This window comes from Corynebacterium sp. HMSC071B10 (genome assembly GCF_001814825.1).
Taxonomy (GTDB): Bacteria; Actinomycetota; Actinomycetes; order Mycobacteriales; family Mycobacteriaceae; genus Corynebacterium.
Genome location: NZ_KV817976.1, coordinates 20,646 through 36,037, shown reverse-complemented (window position 1 = coordinate 36,037; position 15,392 = coordinate 20,646). Strand labels below are relative to the sequence as shown.

Annotated in this window: 11 protein-coding genes; 5 read left to right on the top strand and 6 right to left on the bottom strand. The window is 63.9% G+C overall.

All coding sequences use genetic code 11. The features are described from left to right. Positions 1-232 precede the first annotated feature (232 nt). The 5 genes from HMPREF2990_RS01670 to HMPREF2990_RS01650 all read right to left on the bottom strand — a co-directional run bounded on the left by HMPREF2990_RS01670 (position 233) and on the right by HMPREF2990_RS01650 (position 5,836). Positions 233-1,120 (bottom strand): carbohydrate ABC transporter permease, encoded by an 888-nt coding sequence (locus HMPREF2990_RS01670; protein WP_070762399.1) that lies wholly within the window; start codon positions 1,118-1,120, stop codon positions 233-235. A gap of 4 nt (positions 1,121-1,124) precedes the next feature. Next, positions 1,125-1,970, bottom strand: a complete 846-nt coding sequence (locus HMPREF2990_RS01665) for a carbohydrate ABC transporter permease (RefSeq protein WP_038593364.1) — start codon at positions 1,968-1,970, stop codon at positions 1,125-1,127. A gap of 15 nt (positions 1,971-1,985) precedes the next feature. Beyond that, positions 1,986-3,341 carry an ABC transporter substrate-binding protein gene (locus HMPREF2990_RS01660; protein WP_083316932.1) on the bottom strand — a complete coding sequence of 452 codons (1,356 nt, stop codon included), beginning with the start codon at positions 3,339-3,341 and terminating at the stop codon, positions 1,986-1,988. Positions 3,342-3,448: 107 nt separating this feature from the next. Beyond that, positions 3,449-4,702, bottom strand: coding sequence for a DUF4032 domain-containing protein (locus HMPREF2990_RS01655; RefSeq protein WP_070762397.1), 1,254 nt, complete (start codon positions 4,700-4,702; stop codon positions 3,449-3,451). 12 nt (positions 4,703-4,714) lie between these two features. After that, positions 4,715-5,836: an ABC transporter ATP-binding protein gene (locus tag HMPREF2990_RS01650; RefSeq protein ID WP_070762395.1), complete on the bottom strand. Its 1,122-nt coding sequence runs from the start codon at positions 5,834-5,836 to the stop codon at positions 4,715-4,717. Between the two features lie 318 nt (positions 5,837-6,154). On the opposite strand from HMPREF2990_RS01650, the gene HMPREF2990_RS01645 reads away from it, so the two are divergent. Together HMPREF2990_RS01645 and HMPREF2990_RS01640 are read left to right on the top strand one after the other, a co-directional pair. Next, a complete protein-coding gene (locus tag HMPREF2990_RS01645) occupies positions 6,155-7,636 on the top strand; it encodes a DUF5129 domain-containing protein (RefSeq protein WP_141757757.1) in 1,482 nt (493 codons plus the stop codon). Between the two features lie 107 nt (positions 7,637-7,743). Beyond that, positions 7,744-9,060, top strand: coding sequence for an amino acid permease (locus tag HMPREF2990_RS01640; RefSeq protein ID WP_246817391.1), 1,317 nt, complete (start codon positions 7,744-7,746; stop codon positions 9,058-9,060). A 15-nt stretch (positions 9,061-9,075) separates the two neighbouring features. Here the strand turns inward: HMPREF2990_RS01640 and HMPREF2990_RS01635 are convergent, their stop codons facing one another. Next, positions 9,076-10,017 carry an acrylyl-CoA reductase family protein gene (locus HMPREF2990_RS01635; RefSeq protein WP_070762391.1) on the bottom strand — a complete coding sequence of 314 codons (942 nt, stop codon included), beginning with the start codon at positions 10,015-10,017 and terminating at the stop codon, positions 9,076-9,078. A gap of 517 nt (positions 10,018-10,534) precedes the next feature. Between HMPREF2990_RS01635 and HMPREF2990_RS01630 the strand changes: the two genes are divergently transcribed. The 3 genes from HMPREF2990_RS01630 (at position 10,535) to HMPREF2990_RS01620 (ending at position 15,380) form a co-directional block, all read left to right on the top strand. Then, complete coding sequence (locus tag HMPREF2990_RS01630; RefSeq protein ID WP_070762389.1) at positions 10,535-11,917, top strand: amino acid permease; 1,383 nt, start codon at positions 10,535-10,537, stop codon at positions 11,915-11,917. 393 nt (positions 11,918-12,310) lie between these two features. Beyond that, a complete protein-coding gene (locus HMPREF2990_RS01625; protein ID WP_070762387.1) occupies positions 12,311-13,054 on the top strand; it encodes a hypothetical protein in 744 nt (247 codons plus the stop codon). A gap of 295 nt (positions 13,055-13,349) precedes the next feature. After that, positions 13,350-15,380, top strand: coding sequence for a hypothetical protein (locus tag HMPREF2990_RS01620; RefSeq protein ID WP_070762385.1), 2,031 nt, complete (start codon positions 13,350-13,352; stop codon positions 15,378-15,380). Positions 15,381-15,392 lie beyond the last annotated feature (12 nt).

Genomic DNA, 15,392 nt, shown 5'->3' with positions numbered 1-15,392 from the left:
ATGTGGCGCATTCACCCCTAGACCGGACGGTTTCTTGACCCGGACTCGTCCAGATAAATGCTTGAGACTGGGACTTTCTCTGGTAGGAAAAATTTTCGCCGACTCGACATTCTCCTAGCTTATGTGTTGAGGGAGATCTATGCGGTCTGGGCAAACCGACCCCGCCCAAAAGCAAAGGCGCCGAGACCGAAACCGATCTCGACGCCAAGCCAGCCACAGCCAGCCGCAGCGACTATCCCTTCACCGCACCAGCGGCGACACCTTCAACGATGTGCTTCTGCGCGGACATGTAGAAGACGATGATGGGGATGATCGCTAGCACGAGCATGGCCATCATCGCGCCCAGGTCGCGGTCGCCCTGGGAGCCGATGAACTGCTGGATGACCACCGGGATGGTGCGGTACGGCGTGGACAGGCCGACGATCAGGTATGGGAGGAGGTAGTCGTTCCAGATCCACATGGCGTTGAGGATCGCCACGGTGATCGCGGTGGGTTTGAGCATCGGCATGACGACTCGGAAGAAGGTGGAGAGGGGCGAGCAGCCGTCGATAGTTGCGGCTTCCTCGATCTCCAGGGGGATCGACTTGATAAAGCCGGAGAACATGAAGACGGACAGGCCGGAGCCGAAGCCCATGTAGAGGATGACCATGCCGAGCGGGTTGGCCATGCCGAGGCGGTCGGCGATGACCACGGTGGGGAACATGACCATCTGGAACGGGATGACCATGGAGAAGACGAACAGGTAGTACAGGGTGCTCGTCCACCAGGTCTTAACGCGCGTGATGTAGTAGGCGGTCATGGAGGAGAAGAAGACGACGGCGGCGACGGACAGGATTGTGATCACGAAGGACCACACGATTGCCCAGCCGAAGCCTTCGCCTTGGATGCCGGTGACGTAGTTGCTGAAGCCGGCCCACATGTCGCCAACCGGCAGGGCGAACGGGTTGTTCGAGATGGCGAAGCGGTCCTTGAAGGAGTTCAGCAGGATGAAGAAGATCGGGCCGAGGAACACGATGGTGAGGAAGATCAGCACCGCGTAGATCAAGCCCTTTGCGCCGCCGGAGACCTTCGCCTCGCTGGGGGCTGGCTTCGCGGCCGGCTTCGTTACCTTGGTGGTCATTGTTCTATGCCTCCACTTCCCTGCTGCGGGTGGCGCGCAGCTGGAACATTGCGATGACAACCACGACGACGACGAAGATCACTGCCTTCGCCTGGCCGACGCCCTCGGCACCGACGCGGTTGAACATGGTGTTGACGATGTTCAGGGCGACCATCTCGGTCTGCTGCCCCGGGGCGCCGTTGGTCAGCGCGAGGTTCTGGTCGAACAGCTTGAAGGTGTTCGACAGGGTGAGGAAGAGGCAGATGGTGATCGACGGCATCATCATCGGGATGGTGACGTGCCTAAGCATCTCCCACTTGCTCACGCCGTCCAGCTCGGCTGCCTCGATGAGCTCGGGCGGCACGTTCTGCAGGCCGGCGATGTAGATGATCATCATGTAGCCGATCAGCTGCCAGTTCATCAGGATGATCAGGCCGGCGTAGCCGAAGCGCCAGTCGGCGGCGATGGTGGTCTCGTAGTGGGCCAGCACCGCGTTGATCATGGACTGCCAGGTGTAGCCGAGCACGATGCCGCCGATCAGGTTCGGCATGAAGAACACCGTGCGGAAGAAGTTCGTGCCCTTGAGCTTGCGCGTGAGCGTCCACGCGATGGCGAACGCGATCACGTTGACGGTGATGATCGAGACGACCGCCACCGCCACGGTGAAGCCGAAGGCGGAGACGAAGCCCTCACGTTCCTGGAAGACGCGGCCGTAGTTTTCTAGGCCGACCCAGGTGGCGTCGGTAATCGTGGTGAACTTGGTAAAGGACAGGAAGAAGCCGATGATGAACGGCACCAAAAAGGCGATGGCAAAGGCCGCCAGCGTCGGCAGGACGAAGATGGGGAAATACTTTTTCAGTGATGCTTGCATGGTGTGCTCCTCTGCCTAGTCCAGCAAGGCGATCTGGTTGGCCATCTCGTACTCCCAATCGACCTTGAGCTTGGCCACGACGTCGTCCCAGCTCATGTTGCCAATGGCGTACTGGGCGAGGTTCTGTCCGTAGAGGTCGCGGAACTGCTGGTTGGGGCTGAATTGGAAGTCCCAGGGGATGGCTTCGGTCTCGGTGTCGGAAAGCGCGGCTTGCACTTGGCGGGCCAGCGGGTCGTCCGGCACGTCCTCGGGGCTGTAGTTGGTAAACGGCGCGATGAATGACAGGTCATTGACCACCAGTTCCTTGCCGCGCTCGGAGAGAAACAGCCAGGTGAGGAAGTCACGGGTGGCCTGCTGGTCTTCCTCGCTGGCCTTGTTGTTCACCGCAAGGTAGTTCTCGGTGCCGACGTTCAGCCCGACGTGTTCCTCGTTGGGCAGGCCCATGTACATGGGCATGAACTTGATCTTGTCTTCCTGGACCACGTTCGAGGCGTCGCCAGCAATCTGGCTCCAGGCCCAGTTACCGTTCTGCACCATCGCCGCCTTGCCGGTGGCGAACTCCGCCATGGAGTCGCTGGTGGCGCGGGAGGCGGCCAGTGCCGGCTTGGTCGTGGAGTTCTCCAGGTACAGGTCGAACAGCTGCTTGTAGTTGTCGCCGTAGGTGAAGTCGATGGTGGGCATGTCCTGGAACTCGTTGATGTCGCGGTCCTGGATCTCGTAGTGGTACGGCCCGTTCATCAGGTGGTTGGTCCAGCGCCACTCTTCACCGGCGATGAGGCTGGTCACGGCAAACGCGCCGTCGATACCCAGCTCCTCTTTCTTGCCCTGCATATCCTCGGCGACGGCCTTGAGCGCGCCGAAGTTGTTGATCTCGTCCATGGAGGCCACGGCCGGGTTGGGCAGTGCGAAGTAGCAGTCGAAGATCTCCTCGTTGTAGAGGATGCCAAAGCCCTCCATGGCGAACGGGAAGCCGCGCACTGAGCCGTCCTTGTCGGTGATCGGCTGCGCGTCCTCGTTGAGCGCCTCGACCACCTCGTAGTCGGAGATGTCGGCGAGGTAGTCCTTCCAGATGCCGTAGCCTTCCTGGCCGTTGATCTGGAACAGGGTGGGCGCGTTGCTCTTGGCCATCTCGGCCTTCAGCGTCTGCATGTAGGAGCCGGAAGCAGCCGTGACCACCTTGACGGGGATGCCGGTCTCTTCCGTGTATTCCTCGGCGATCGCCTTGAATTGCTCGGCCTGCTCTGGTTTGAAGTTCAGGTAGTACACGCTGGGCCCGTTGTTCGTGCCGCAGGCAACCATGCTTATCGACGCAAGCATCACCGTCGCCACACTCGCCACCACACGCCGAGCCGTGCTGACTCTCGTACTCATCGGCGGTCCTTCGTATTGTTTTATAGGTACCCTTCCAGCGTAGAACCGTTGAGCAGGGGCAACAATACCTTTAATACATAACACCTATACGGTGGTATTAGCTGGTCTTACCTTTCCGAAGCGGGGGTGGCATCGGGGGTAGAGAGCAGGTCGCGGTAGACCATGGCCTCGTCCCGGTGCCCGGGCAGCACGCGCTGGAAGTACGACGCGGCGGCCTCCATCAGCGGCACGAAGCGGTGCTCGTTCTGGCTGAGGAACCACCGATGGTCCAGGATCTCGTGGAAGATCTGCGCAGGCTCGAGCTTCTCCCGCAATGGCTCGGGGATCAGCGCCACCACCGGCTCGTACTCGCGCACCATCCACCGGTGCGCGACGGCCTCCAGCGGCAGCTTGCCGCCGTACCGCACCGCCCGGTAGACCTCCATCTCGCCCAGCAACCGCTGTGCCTGGCCATCCTGCACGTCCAGTCCGGTCAGCTGCAGCAGCTTCTTCTGGTAGAAGCCGGTGGAGAACACGGCGGGCTCGATGATGATGCGGTAGCGGTTGCCTTCGTTCTCAATCTCCATCTCGCCGACGTCGAAGCCGAGCGCGTTAATCGCCTCGACTCGCTTCGCGACGGCATCAAACGCATCCCCCTCAACCACCAACTCACCAGTCACCAGATCCCAAAGTTCGAGGTAGACGGCCTCGATGGCGTTGCCGAGGGCGATGACGTCGGCGTCCTCGTCGATGGCACCGGCGGCCTGGAGGTCCATGAGTTCGCCGATGATGTTGACGCGGGCTACGTCGACGTCGTAAAGCCTGCGGCCTGACGACAGCGGCTCATGGAACTCGCCGGTCTCCGCATCGACCAAGTAGGCGGAGAACTGGTCCGCATCGCGACGAAAGAGCGTGTTGGACAGCGACACGTCACCCCAGTAGAAGCCGAGCAGGTGCAGGCGCACGAGCAGCACGGCCAGGGCGCGCACCAGCTTGGAGACCACCTCCGCAGCCGGGTCGCGCGAGAAGACGTCGCGGTACGGCAGCGAAAAGCGCAGGTGCTCGGTGACCAGGCAGGGGGTCAGCTCCTCCCCGTCCTCGTCCCGGCGGTGTGTAATCACGGCGACCGGCACCACGCACGGCACGCCCAACTCCTGGAGTCGGCGCAGGTTGCGGTACTCGTGGTAGGCCACCCGCTCCCCGATCTCCTTGACCGCGAAGACCAGCCCATCCGCCTCAACCAGGCGTACGGTGTGCCGCGAAATGCCGCGCGGAAGCGCCGCGAGCAGGTCCGTGCTCCACTCCTCGAGCGGAGTGGACCACGGCATTTTCAGCAGCGTGGGCGCGTACGTGGGAGAAACAACACTGAGTTTTTCCAGCACGCTTGAATGCTCCTACAGGCGCTCGCCCGTCGCCTTGGAGAAGGCGTGCAGACCGCCCTCGGCGATCTGGGCGTGGACGACATCGCCCTTCATCACCCCGGACAGCGGCGCGGTGCGCACCACGATCTGGCCGGAGGTCTCCTCCTGCATGCCCTCTTCCTTCCAGCCGCCGCCGGCGAGGTGGCCATACAGGTAGGAGTCGGAGCCCAGCTCCTCGACGAAGTCGATCTCCACGGGGATGGAGTGCTCCGCGTTAGCGTCCACCAGTGTGAGCGCCTCCGGACGGAAACCGAGGATGACCTGGCCCTTATCCGCCTCGGTCAGGTGCGCGCGCACGTCCTGCGGCAGCGGGATCGACGCCTGGCCCAGACGCGCCACGCCAGAGGAATCCACATCGAAGGTGGACAGGTTCATCGCCGGCGAGCCAATGAAGCCCGCGACGAAGACGTTGTTCGGGCGGTCGTAGAGCTCGCGCGGCGTGCCCACCTGCTGCAGCACGCCGAAGTTCAGCACCGCGATCCGATCGCCCATGGTCAGGGCCTCAGTCTGGTCGTGGGTGACGTACAGCGTGGTCACCTTCATGCGACGCTGCAGGTTGGCGATCTGCGTACGGGTCTGCACGCGCAGCTTCGCGTCCAGGTTGGACAGCGGCTCGTCCATCAAAAACACCTGCGGCTCGCGCACGATCGCGCGGCCCATCGCCACGCGCTGACGCTGACCGCCGGACAGCGCCTTCGGCTTGCGGTCCAGGTACTCGGTCAGATCCAGCGTCTTCGCCGCCTCTTCCACGCGGCGGTCAATCTCCGCCTTGTCCTGGCCCGCGATCTTCAGCGCAAAACCCATGTTCTCGCGCACGGTCATGTGCGGGTACAGCGCGTAGTTCTGGAACACCATCGCGATGTCGCGTTCCTTCGGGCTGACATTGGTCACGTCCCGGTCGCCGATGAGGATGCGCCCCTCATTCGTGTCTTCCAGGCCCGCGAGCATGCGCAGCGCCGTCGACTTGCCCGAGCCCGACGGGCCCACCAGCACCAGGAACTCGCCGTCCGCGATCTCCAGGTTCAGCTTGTCCACGCTCGGCTTGTCCGCGCCGGGGTAAATGCGTGTCGCATTGTCATAAGTCACTGTTGCCATAATGTCCTCCATCGGCAGGTACGTGCCGAACGATCCGTAGTGGGGAAAGGGTCGTACCCTACGTTACCCCCGCCGCGGGTGCGCGTGGGCATATTCGGTTGGCGCGGGTGTGGGAGACGGGGTTGGTTGCTCAAACGTTCTTGGTTTGCCAAAACGTAGCGGGTAGAACGTAGCCCCTAGTGCGTAGCCTCCAAAACGTAGTCTTTCGAGTGGAGCGCCGTATCGGTCGCTGCTGAGAACGGGTTTACTCGAAAGGCTACGTTCTAGGGGCTACGTTGTAGCCTTCACCCCCACCCCCTCCCCCGCTATCCTTGACCCATGGCTTCGACCCCCGACGGAACACGCGTAAGCAACACCGCCCAGCAGCCCGCGAAGGGCTCCGCCGCAAAGGACTGGGCGGCAGTGATTGGCGCGTCGGCGCTGCTCGCCGTCGGCGGCGGCGCAGCCGGCTACGCCCTGGCCGATGTCCCGGACGCCTCCGAGTTCGCGGTGTCCACCCAGGAACACGCCGCGCAGCTGATGATCTCGGACCCGCAGGACATCCTCAGCGCCGAGGAGGAGCAGCGGATGGAGCGCGACGCGGAGCGCCTCCCCCACCCGGACACGGTGCAGACCATCCACTACCTCTTCTTGGCCGAGGGCCGTGAGAACGTGAACGACTCGGCGGAGAACTTCCTGCGCGATAACTACCCGGAGCAGATTGGCAACGACAAGTTCGCAGACGGCGTACTCATCCTCGGCACCGACATGCAGTCGCGCAACAACTTCGTCTTCGCTGGCGAGGACGTCGCCGACCAGCTCAAGATCCGCAAGGGCCAGCGCCTCAGCGAGGTGCTGGAGGAGATGAAGCCGGGGCTGCGCGACGATAACCTGCCGGCGGCTGCCTTCGCCGTGGCGAACCTGGCCATGGACACGGACGCGGTCCAGCAGTGGGGCGCGGATGACGCAGAGGGCGGTCGCATCGGCCTCGCTATCGCGGGTGGCGGGATCCCGTCGGGTGCGGCCCTGATCGGTGGCAGTATCGCGGCGACCATGCGGGACAAGCGCCGCAAGAAGATCAACCAGGCCCGCGCAGACCACGCCCTCCTGGCCAGCGAGTACACCGGCTTGAGCCAGCGCCTCGACGAGCTGGACGTGCGCGCCAACTCGGTGTCCTCAGCCTTTGCCAACGCGGAGATGCGCCAGCAGTGGTCGGAGGTGCGTGACCGCTTCCTGCGTCTGCACGACGCGACCCAGAGCAACAGCGTGGCCACCGACCAGCAGGCCTACGAGAGCGCCGACAACCTTCGCGACGCGGCGCAGACCTTCGAGGACGCCAGCCACGCCGAGGACAACATCAACCGGCTCTTTGCGGTGGAGCAGGGCGACGGTGCCGCGCGCCGCAACCTGCTCACCGACATCCGCGAAGACATCGTCCGCGCCCGCTCCGAGGTCAAGGACAACGAGCTCAAGCAGGGTCTTGCGCAGCTGCAGGAGCGGGTGGACTGGCTGGACCAGAACCCGGATTCGCCGGAGTTTTTGGACACCTTCGTCCGCGTGCTCGGCGACTACCGGGTGCTGCTGGACACCGTGAAGCGCCGCGAGTTCAGCGACGTCAAGGAGCACAACGAGCTGCACACCCCGCGCCTGACGGACCCGGGCTACGTGTACTCCGGCTACGTGCCTTACGTGGCGATGGCCTCCTGGCACTCCTCCAACGTGGAGGCGGAGCAGGCGGCGCAGTCCTCGTCGTCGAGCTCGGGCGTGAATACGTCGTTTAGCAGCGGGTTCTCCGGCGCGGGCGGGTCGAGCTCCTTCTAGGGGGTGTCGTGCCACCACCCGACATCGGTGCGACGATGTGACGATTGCAACACTCCTGCTTTAGACTCCCCGTGTCCCACACAACGCAAGTTTCACGGAGGCAGCCCTTGCCCACGAGCGCACGCGAATTCAATATGGAACACCTCACGGAGGCAGATAAGCGGCAGATCGCGGAGCACAGCTCCGGCACCGTCCCCGACGGCGGCACCCTGTCTTGGGCGATCACACTGTTCGGTACTGCCGTCGGGGCGGGCATCCTCTTTTTGCCTATCGACGCCGGCAGCTTCGGTTTCTTCCCGCTCCTTGTAATTACACTGCTTATCACCCCGATGGTGTTTTTCTCGCACCGCACCTACGCGCGCATCGTCGCCGCGTCGCCGAAGAAGGGGCTGGACGTGCTGCAGGTCGTCACGGCGTTGGCTGGGCGCAACCGCGGGCTGATGACGGGTCTGATGTACTGGTTGTCCATTTACCCGATCGTGCTGATCTACGGCGTGAGCGTGACCAACACCATGGACAGTTTCGTGGTCAACCAACTCCACGGCCCGCATGTGCCGCGCTGGCTAATGGCCACGGTGTGCGTGGGTGTGCTCACGGGCGCGTACGCGTTGGGGAAGAAGGCGACGCTCGCTTTTGCCAACGCGCTGGTCTATCCGCTCATCATTGCGCTGGCCGCAGTGTCGTTCTACCTCATCCCCCAGTGGGATGTGGCCAGCTTCCGTTCCTACGAGTCGGGTACTCCGTTCTGGAAGGCGATGCTGCTGATTTTGCCGGTGTTCGTGTTCTCCTTCAACCACATGCCGGCAGTGTCCCAGTTTGCGCTCGACGTGCAAAAGCGTGAGGGCGGCGATGTCACGGCTGCTGAGCGGACTGTGTCGAAGATTGAGGCGATCACCGTCGGCCTGCTCGTGGTGTTCACCATGTTCTTCGTGTGGTCGTGCACGCTCGCGCTTGGCGCTGACGGTATGGAGGCGGCGCGCGAGCAGAACATTCCCGTGCTGTCCTATCTGGCTAACGAGACCCAGACTCCGTTTTTGGCCGTCCTTTCGCCGATCGTTGCCCTGTGTGCGATTGCCTCGTCGTACTTCGGCCACGTCATGGGCGCCGAGGAGGGAACTACCTACCTCGTGCGCGCCGTCGCGCCGGGTGTTGCCGAGCGCCTGGACCCAAGAAAGCTGCGCTGGAGCATTTACGTTTTCGTCTTCGTCACCACCGTGGCCGCAGGCATTGTTAACCCTTCCATCCTGGACTTAATCTCGGTGGTCGGCGGCATCTTCATCACGTTTTTGGTCTACATCGTGCCGATGCTGCTGTTCCGCTACGCCAAGGATTACCGGCGTTTTGCCAACACGCCGGAGACCTGGGGTGTGTTCATCCTGGGCATCGTCATTATGGGCGTGGCCATCTGGCAGATGTTCGCCTAAGACAGGAACCCGTGACTACAGCTCCACCACGGTGCGCCCGGCGTGCTCGCCGGCCAGCACGCGCTGGCCCGCCTCCACGACTCCGTCGAGGCCGACGGTCTCGGTGCGGATCGCGTCGATGTCGAGGGATTCGTCGAGGAGCTGCCACGCGGCGTCGCGAAGCGGCAGCGGCGTATCGACGGAGTTGATACCGACAAGCTGCACACCGCGCAGGATGAACGGCAGGACGCTCGCGGGCAGGTCGTTGCCGGCGGCCATGCCGCACGCGGTGGCGACGCCGCCCCAACGCAGCTGCGTGAGCGCGTTGGCCAGCACGGTCGAGCCGACGGTGTCCACCACGCCGCCCAGGCGCGCCTTCTGCAGCGGCTTGCCGGGCTCGGCAAACTCGGCGCGGTCGAGCACCTCGCTCGCCCCGAGCTCGCGCAGCCAAGGGCCATGCTTATCGACGCGACCCGTCACCGCCCACACCTCAAACCCCCGCGCCGCGAGCAACTGCACCGCGATCGAGCCGACGCCGCCGGTGGCACCGGTGACCAGGACGGGGCCGTCAGCAGCGTCCTCGTACAACGCGCGCTCGAAGCCGGCCACCGACAGCGCTGCGGTGTAGCCGGCGGTACCGATAGCGGCCGCCTCCTGTGCGCTGAAGCGTGCGGGGACGCGGGTGATCTCGGATTCGTCGATGCGCATTTCGGGGGTGTAGCCGCCGTGACGGCGCTCGCCGATGCCGCGGCCGTTGACGGTGACGAGCGTGCCGTCGGCAAGCGTGCCGACTGCATCGATGCCGGGCACGGTGGGCAGGTGCCGCAGGATGCCGCGGTTGCCGTCGAGCGCCATGGCGTCCTTGTAGTTGAGCGAGGAGTGGCTGAGGGTGATCAGCGTGTCGCCCTCGCCCGCAAACTCGGGCTGCGTCTCGACGACCTCGGGGCCTTGCTCGGTGACAATCAACGTGCGATTCATGGGGGCCAGTATAGGGACGATCCTGATGTCGGTGGCGGGGCGGTGGAGAACCCTGCGCCGATTACAGATCGCTGAGCTCCGCTTCTACCTCGGACGATAGGTTCGTTGGCGCTGGCTCGCGGGTGCCGTTGATTGCTTGGGCCTCTCGTCGAGGCGGTACTGGGGCGTCTGTGCCTGGCGGCGTGTGACCGGCGGTTCTGGCGGTCCGTTCTGAACGGATCCAAACGGAGCTAGCTCCATTTGCACCGACCCCGCCTGCAAAACCCCAGGTCGCACCAAACCGGAATCCCCAAACGGAGCTAGCTCCATTTAGACCACCCCCGCCACCAAAACCCCAGGTCGCATCCTGCCGCAAACCCCAAATGGAGCTAGCTCCATTTGGACCGACCCCGCCCCAGGGAGGGGGTACGCCTCGCCGCCCCCTACACACGCCTAGACCATTAGGTTTCTTAGGCGACTGTAAGAAATCATTAGGCCGTGTTAGTGTGTGGCGCACCACAAAGAAAGGCAGGGATTGATGTCCACATCACATACCCCGGGAGCCCCGCGCGCCGGGGAGTTACCGGAGCAGTACAGCGAGGAACACCTTGAGCTCGGCCGCGCCGAGTTCCAGACCGAGAACCTCTCGGAAGCGGATATGGAGCAGATCAAGGAGCAGCGCGCCGGGGACAAGCCGGACGGCACGTTCCTCTCTTGGGTGATCGCGCTCTTCGGCACCGGCGTTGGCGCGGGCATCCTCTTCCTGCCGATCAACGCGGGCAGTTTCGGTTTTTGGCCGCTTGTACTGGCCACGCTGATCATCGGCCCGATGGTGTACTTCTCCCACCGCGCGTACGCCCGCATCGTGGCGGCCTCCCCGGAGAAGGGTCTCGACGTCCTCCAAGTCGTCACTGCGCTGACCGGCCGCAAGCGCGGCCTCGCCACCGCGGTGATGTACTGGTTGGCCATCTACCCGGTGGTGTTGATCTACGCGATCTCTATTACCAACACGATGGACAGTTTCATCGTCAACCAGCTAGGCGGGCCCGAGATCAACCGCTGGCTGCTGGCAACGATCTGCGTCACCCTGCTCACCGGCGCGTACGCGATGGGCATGAAGATCACGCTCTGGCTGGCCAACGTGCTGGTCTACCCGCTGGTCGTGGCGCTCGCCGCGGTCTCGATCTACCTCATCCCCAAGTGGGACCTGGCCAGCTTCCGCAGCTACGAGTCCGACACTCCCCTCTGGCAGGCCATCATTTTGGTGATGCCGGTGCTGGTCTTCTCCTTCAGTCACATCGCCGCCCTGTCGCAGCTCGCGCTGGATATGCAGAAGCGCCACAACGGCAACGTCGCTGAGACAGAGCGTGCGGTCTCGCGCATCGAGCTGGCCGCCGCAGCGATGCTGGTGGTCTTCACCATGTTCTTCGTCTGGTCCTGCGCGCTCGCGCTGGGTGCCGACGGCATGGACGCAGCCCGCGAGCAGAACATCCCGGTCCTGTCTTACCTGGCCAACGAGACCCAGACGCCGTTCCTTGCGTGGGTCAGTCCGGTCATCGCCATCTGCGCGATCATCACTTCCTACTTCGGCCACCTGCTGGGCACCGAGGAGGGCACCAGCTATCTCGTCCGGGTCGCCGCGCCGCGCACTGCGGCCAAGCTGAACCCGCGCGCTACTCGACGCCTCGTGCTCGCCTTCGTCTTCGTCACCGCCATTCTCGCCGCGGTCGCCAATCCCTCGATCCTGGATCTGATTTCCGTGGTCGGCGGCATCTTTATGGCGTTCCTGCTGTTCATCCTGCCCGCCCTGCTGGCGCTGAAGGCCACCGCGTTCCGCCACTATGCTTTCCGCCCCGACACCATCTTCGTCTTTATCGTCGGTGTGCTGGCTGTCGGTGTGTCGATTATCGAGCTGTTCTAGGCAGGCCTGTAACGCCCTTCTATCCCCTTGCTTCTACCCCCACAGCACCCCATCGCGTGTGATATGCACCACGTTACGGGGGCTGTGCTCTTTCGGAAAGTGACAACTCTATAAGCCGCTCCGGCCGGGCGCCGGCTTTCGTCATATCTATTCGTGCTCAGAAACAACCTCTGACCACCATGTAAGTGATTGTTCAATACTTCCGCCGGTCATCGGGGTTGAGGCCCGGACGCGCATCATGTGAGCCACTGCAAAGTATGCGAGACAAATCAATTTACTTATCTCGCTAGGTAAAGGGGTGACACTTTTGTAAGCTGATACCGGAGATTATCGAGGCAGGGCCCGACGTCTAGAACACGAGACGCCGGGCTTTTCCTTTGCCATATTTCTTCCATGTCGAGCAGACAATTCGAGCTGGATACCTCCGGCCCCCGCTGGCGCCACGCCACCGATCCCGAGCTCGTCTACGACTACAAGGTCGGCGATGTGCGCTTCCTGCGCGCGTTCCTCCCGCTGCCGGTCGGTCTGGGCGTGTTCGCGGCTGTGCTGGCGATTGGTGCGGTGCCGGTGCGTCGCGTCGAGAAGCGCAAGCAGCGCATTGGGGAGGCAAGGTGCAACAAGGACCTGCTGACGCGCGAGTACACCGCGCAGACCCTCGAAGATGCCCAGCGCGCCGAGGAGCACATCGACCAGCTCTACCGCATGGAGCACGGCGACGTCGACGTGCGCAAAGCGCACCTGGCCGAGCTGCGCGAGGACGCCACACACGCCCACACCGCCGCAGCCAAGGCCGACGACGCGGAGCTCGCCGAGGGTGTCGAAAAGATCATCCAACGTCTCGACGCGCTTGCGGCCAACCCGCAGGACCCGGCCTTCATGGACACCTTTGTCCGCGTGCTTGGCGACTACCGCCTCACCATGGAGGCCCTGCAAGCCCGCCAGTTCACCGCGCGCGACGGCGTTGACGACTACACGGCACCGCGCCTGTGGGAGCCGGACTACCGCTACCCCGGCTATGTCAGCTACCGCGAGCTGCGCGTCTGGGACGCGACCGACAACAGTCCGAGCTCCGGCAACGGGACGAATTCGGGCTTTAGCTCCGGGTTCTCTGGCTCCGGCGGCTCCAGTTCCTTCTAAGCGGCGCCGCAGACTTCCCGGAAAAATAGGCGGAACCTTCTCGCCTCTCGCGCTCTAAATGGGGGGGTGGTGAGCGCTCTTCCGGCCTCGGGGGGGTTGGGCCGTGGGCGAGAAGGTTCGCAGGAAGAAGTATGACACGCTTTGCAGTTGATGTCTACCTCAGCGCAAAAACATTTTTAGATAGAGCGCAAACCGCCAGTTCAGCGGCCAAAAATTAGGCAATCACCGTACCTGCACGCCCGCGCTGTCGTACCATCATCGTGAGCAAGCCCGACACACGCCGAAGAAGGACCCCATGGCGAAGAACGACACCGCTTCGTTGACCCCGGAGCAGGCCAACGATGTCCAAAACAGCGACGCCTACAGCTTCCAGGGCACGAAGTTCCCGCTGCCGAACGGCTTTACCGTCACGCGCGAGGGCCTGCCCGACTGGCGCCTCGCCCACTTCGCGGTGATCCTGCCGGTGTTCCCGGACGCCCTGGCCAACATGGATGACACCGAATGGGCCCCGGGCCGCTTCCGCGGGATCAAGTCGATCGAGGTCCCAGTGTGGGACGCCGAGGCCGCTGCTTATCGACGAGCCACCGACATCCCTTCCCACCTCCTCGACAAAGCCGCCTACCACTACACCCCGCGCGTCTTCCTCAAAGGCGCGAACTCCCGCTTCCGCTCGCCGCTGGATGAGTCCGTGGGCGCAAAGGCCGTCGACGCGGTCGGCGGCGCGTCAGAGTGTTCGCCCAAGCACACGCGCCACAAAACCAGCGTGCGCGCCCGCCGCCTGCTCTTCCGTCCGGACATCACCTCGGAAAACAGGAAGACGCCGCCGGAAGACCCCCGCCAGCAAGTCCGCCCAGGCGCCGAGTTCGTGCTTGTGGACGACCTAGAGGTGCTCGCGGCGGTTGGCGGCAGCACGCGGAACCTGGAGCGTTTCCAGGGCCGCGAGCTGCACAATCCGCACGCGCGGATCTCGCTGGCGTGCGTGGAGCACCTGCAGTACACGGGCCCGGGGCTGCGCAGAATCGGCACCGAGAGCACAGAGGACACAGAGGACGCAGAAAACGCCACCAACACCACCTTCCAGAACGACTTCCTGGTCTTCCACGTCGTCGCGGAGCACTGCTCGAGCGCCGCACTCGAGGCGATTTCCAAGTCGCTGTTCCGCAACCGCAATAGGGTCCCGCTGCTGCCCGAGCACACCCCAAACCCCACCCGCATCACCGTGGTCCGCAAGGAAAACCTCTTGAGCCTGTTGCTCGCACGCTTCGGCGAGACAATCGGTAACACCAGCCTGGCTTTCGGAAACGGCGGCGGCTTGAGGTGGGCGCAGGAGAAGGACGGCCCCACCGCGGGCAATCCGTACACGACGATTACCGCGATCCCCGCGCGCGAGGGCCTCGAGCTGCCGCAGCGCATGCAGCAGCCCGGTGAGCAGGACTTAGGCCCGTGGACGGTTCACGACGCCTGGGCGTGGTTCCTCGCCACCCGCGCCGATCTCTTCCAGCCGGAGCTCACCGCCCTTGACCAGCACTCGCTCGACGCCTCGCGCGTGCAGCTGTTCCGCGACTGGACCGTCCACTCGGACGAAAACGGCCTGGCCGTGGTGCGCCGCGCGCCGATCGAGAACGCCAACAATTTCTTCTGGATCCACACCGGCACCCGGCTTGTCGACCTCGCCATCCTCGTCCGCCGCGCCGACAAGTACCTCGCTCAGATGGCCAAGCAGCTGCGCGCGATGACCTTCGGCTCCACGGAGATCGACCAGCTGCGCCTGAAGGACGAGTGGAGCGACGACGACATCCAGAAAGCGTCGTCAACCCTGCGCCGCAGCCTGCGCAACTTCGAGGCGCTGCAGACCGAGCTCGTCGTGTTCCGCGACCACCTCTGGTACGAGTCCGTCAGCGGCCGCCCCGTCGACACCGCGGTGCTGCGTCACATGCTGCTCGCCACCGGCACCCGCGATAATTTCGATGAAATCGTCTCTGAGCTGGAGCTTCGCAAGGACATTTATGCCACGCAGGCCGACTCGATCCAGGTGGCGCTGGATACCGTGCGCCGCCAGAAGGCGCAGGAGAAGGAGGAGCGCGAGAAGGAGCAGGAGCGCCAGGAGCGCCGCCGCGAGGCGGAGGATCAGGAGCGCCGCGAGGCCCTGAGCATCAACATCGCGATCGCCGGTCTCGCGCTCGCGGTGCCGGGTCTGATCGACCTGTGGCCGCGCGCCGAGGACAGCCACACCGAGTTCTGGGTTTCCCTGGTCATCGTGCTGGCGATCGGCGCGGTGCTCTTTTCCCGCCTGCGCCGCCAGGGCGTCATCGGTCGCAAGGACTAGGGGCTTTTTGCT

Bases quoted from the DNA above. Each gene is read 5' to 3' on its own strand.
- HMPREF2990_RS01670 (WP_070762399.1), bottom strand. From the start codon at position 1,120: ATGACCACCAAGGTAACGAAGCCGGCCGCGAAGCCAGCCCCCAGCGAG.
- HMPREF2990_RS01660 (WP_083316932.1), bottom strand. From the start codon at position 3,341: ATGAGTACGAGAGTCAGCACGGCTCGGCGTGTGGTGGCGAGTGTGGCG.
- HMPREF2990_RS01635 (WP_070762391.1), bottom strand. From the start codon at position 10,017: ATGAATCGCACGTTGATTGTCACCGAGCAAGGCCCCGAGGTCGTCGAG.
- HMPREF2990_RS01645 (WP_141757757.1), top strand. From the start codon at position 6,155: ATGGCTTCGACCCCCGACGGAACACGCGTAAGCAACACCGCCCAGCAG.
- HMPREF2990_RS01650 (WP_070762395.1), bottom strand. From the start codon at position 5,836: ATGGCAACAGTGACTTATGACAATGCGACACGCATTTACCCCGGCGCG.
- HMPREF2990_RS01620 (WP_070762385.1), top strand. From the start codon at position 13,350: ATGGCGAAGAACGACACCGCTTCGTTGACCCCGGAGCAGGCCAACGAT.
- HMPREF2990_RS01630 (WP_070762389.1), top strand. From the start codon at position 10,535: ATGTCCACATCACATACCCCGGGAGCCCCGCGCGCCGGGGAGTTACCG.
- HMPREF2990_RS01665 (WP_038593364.1), bottom strand. From the start codon at position 1,970: ATGCAAGCATCACTGAAAAAGTATTTCCCCATCTTCGTCCTGCCGACG.
- HMPREF2990_RS01625 (WP_070762387.1), top strand. From the start codon at position 12,311: ATGTCGAGCAGACAATTCGAGCTGGATACCTCCGGCCCCCGCTGGCGC.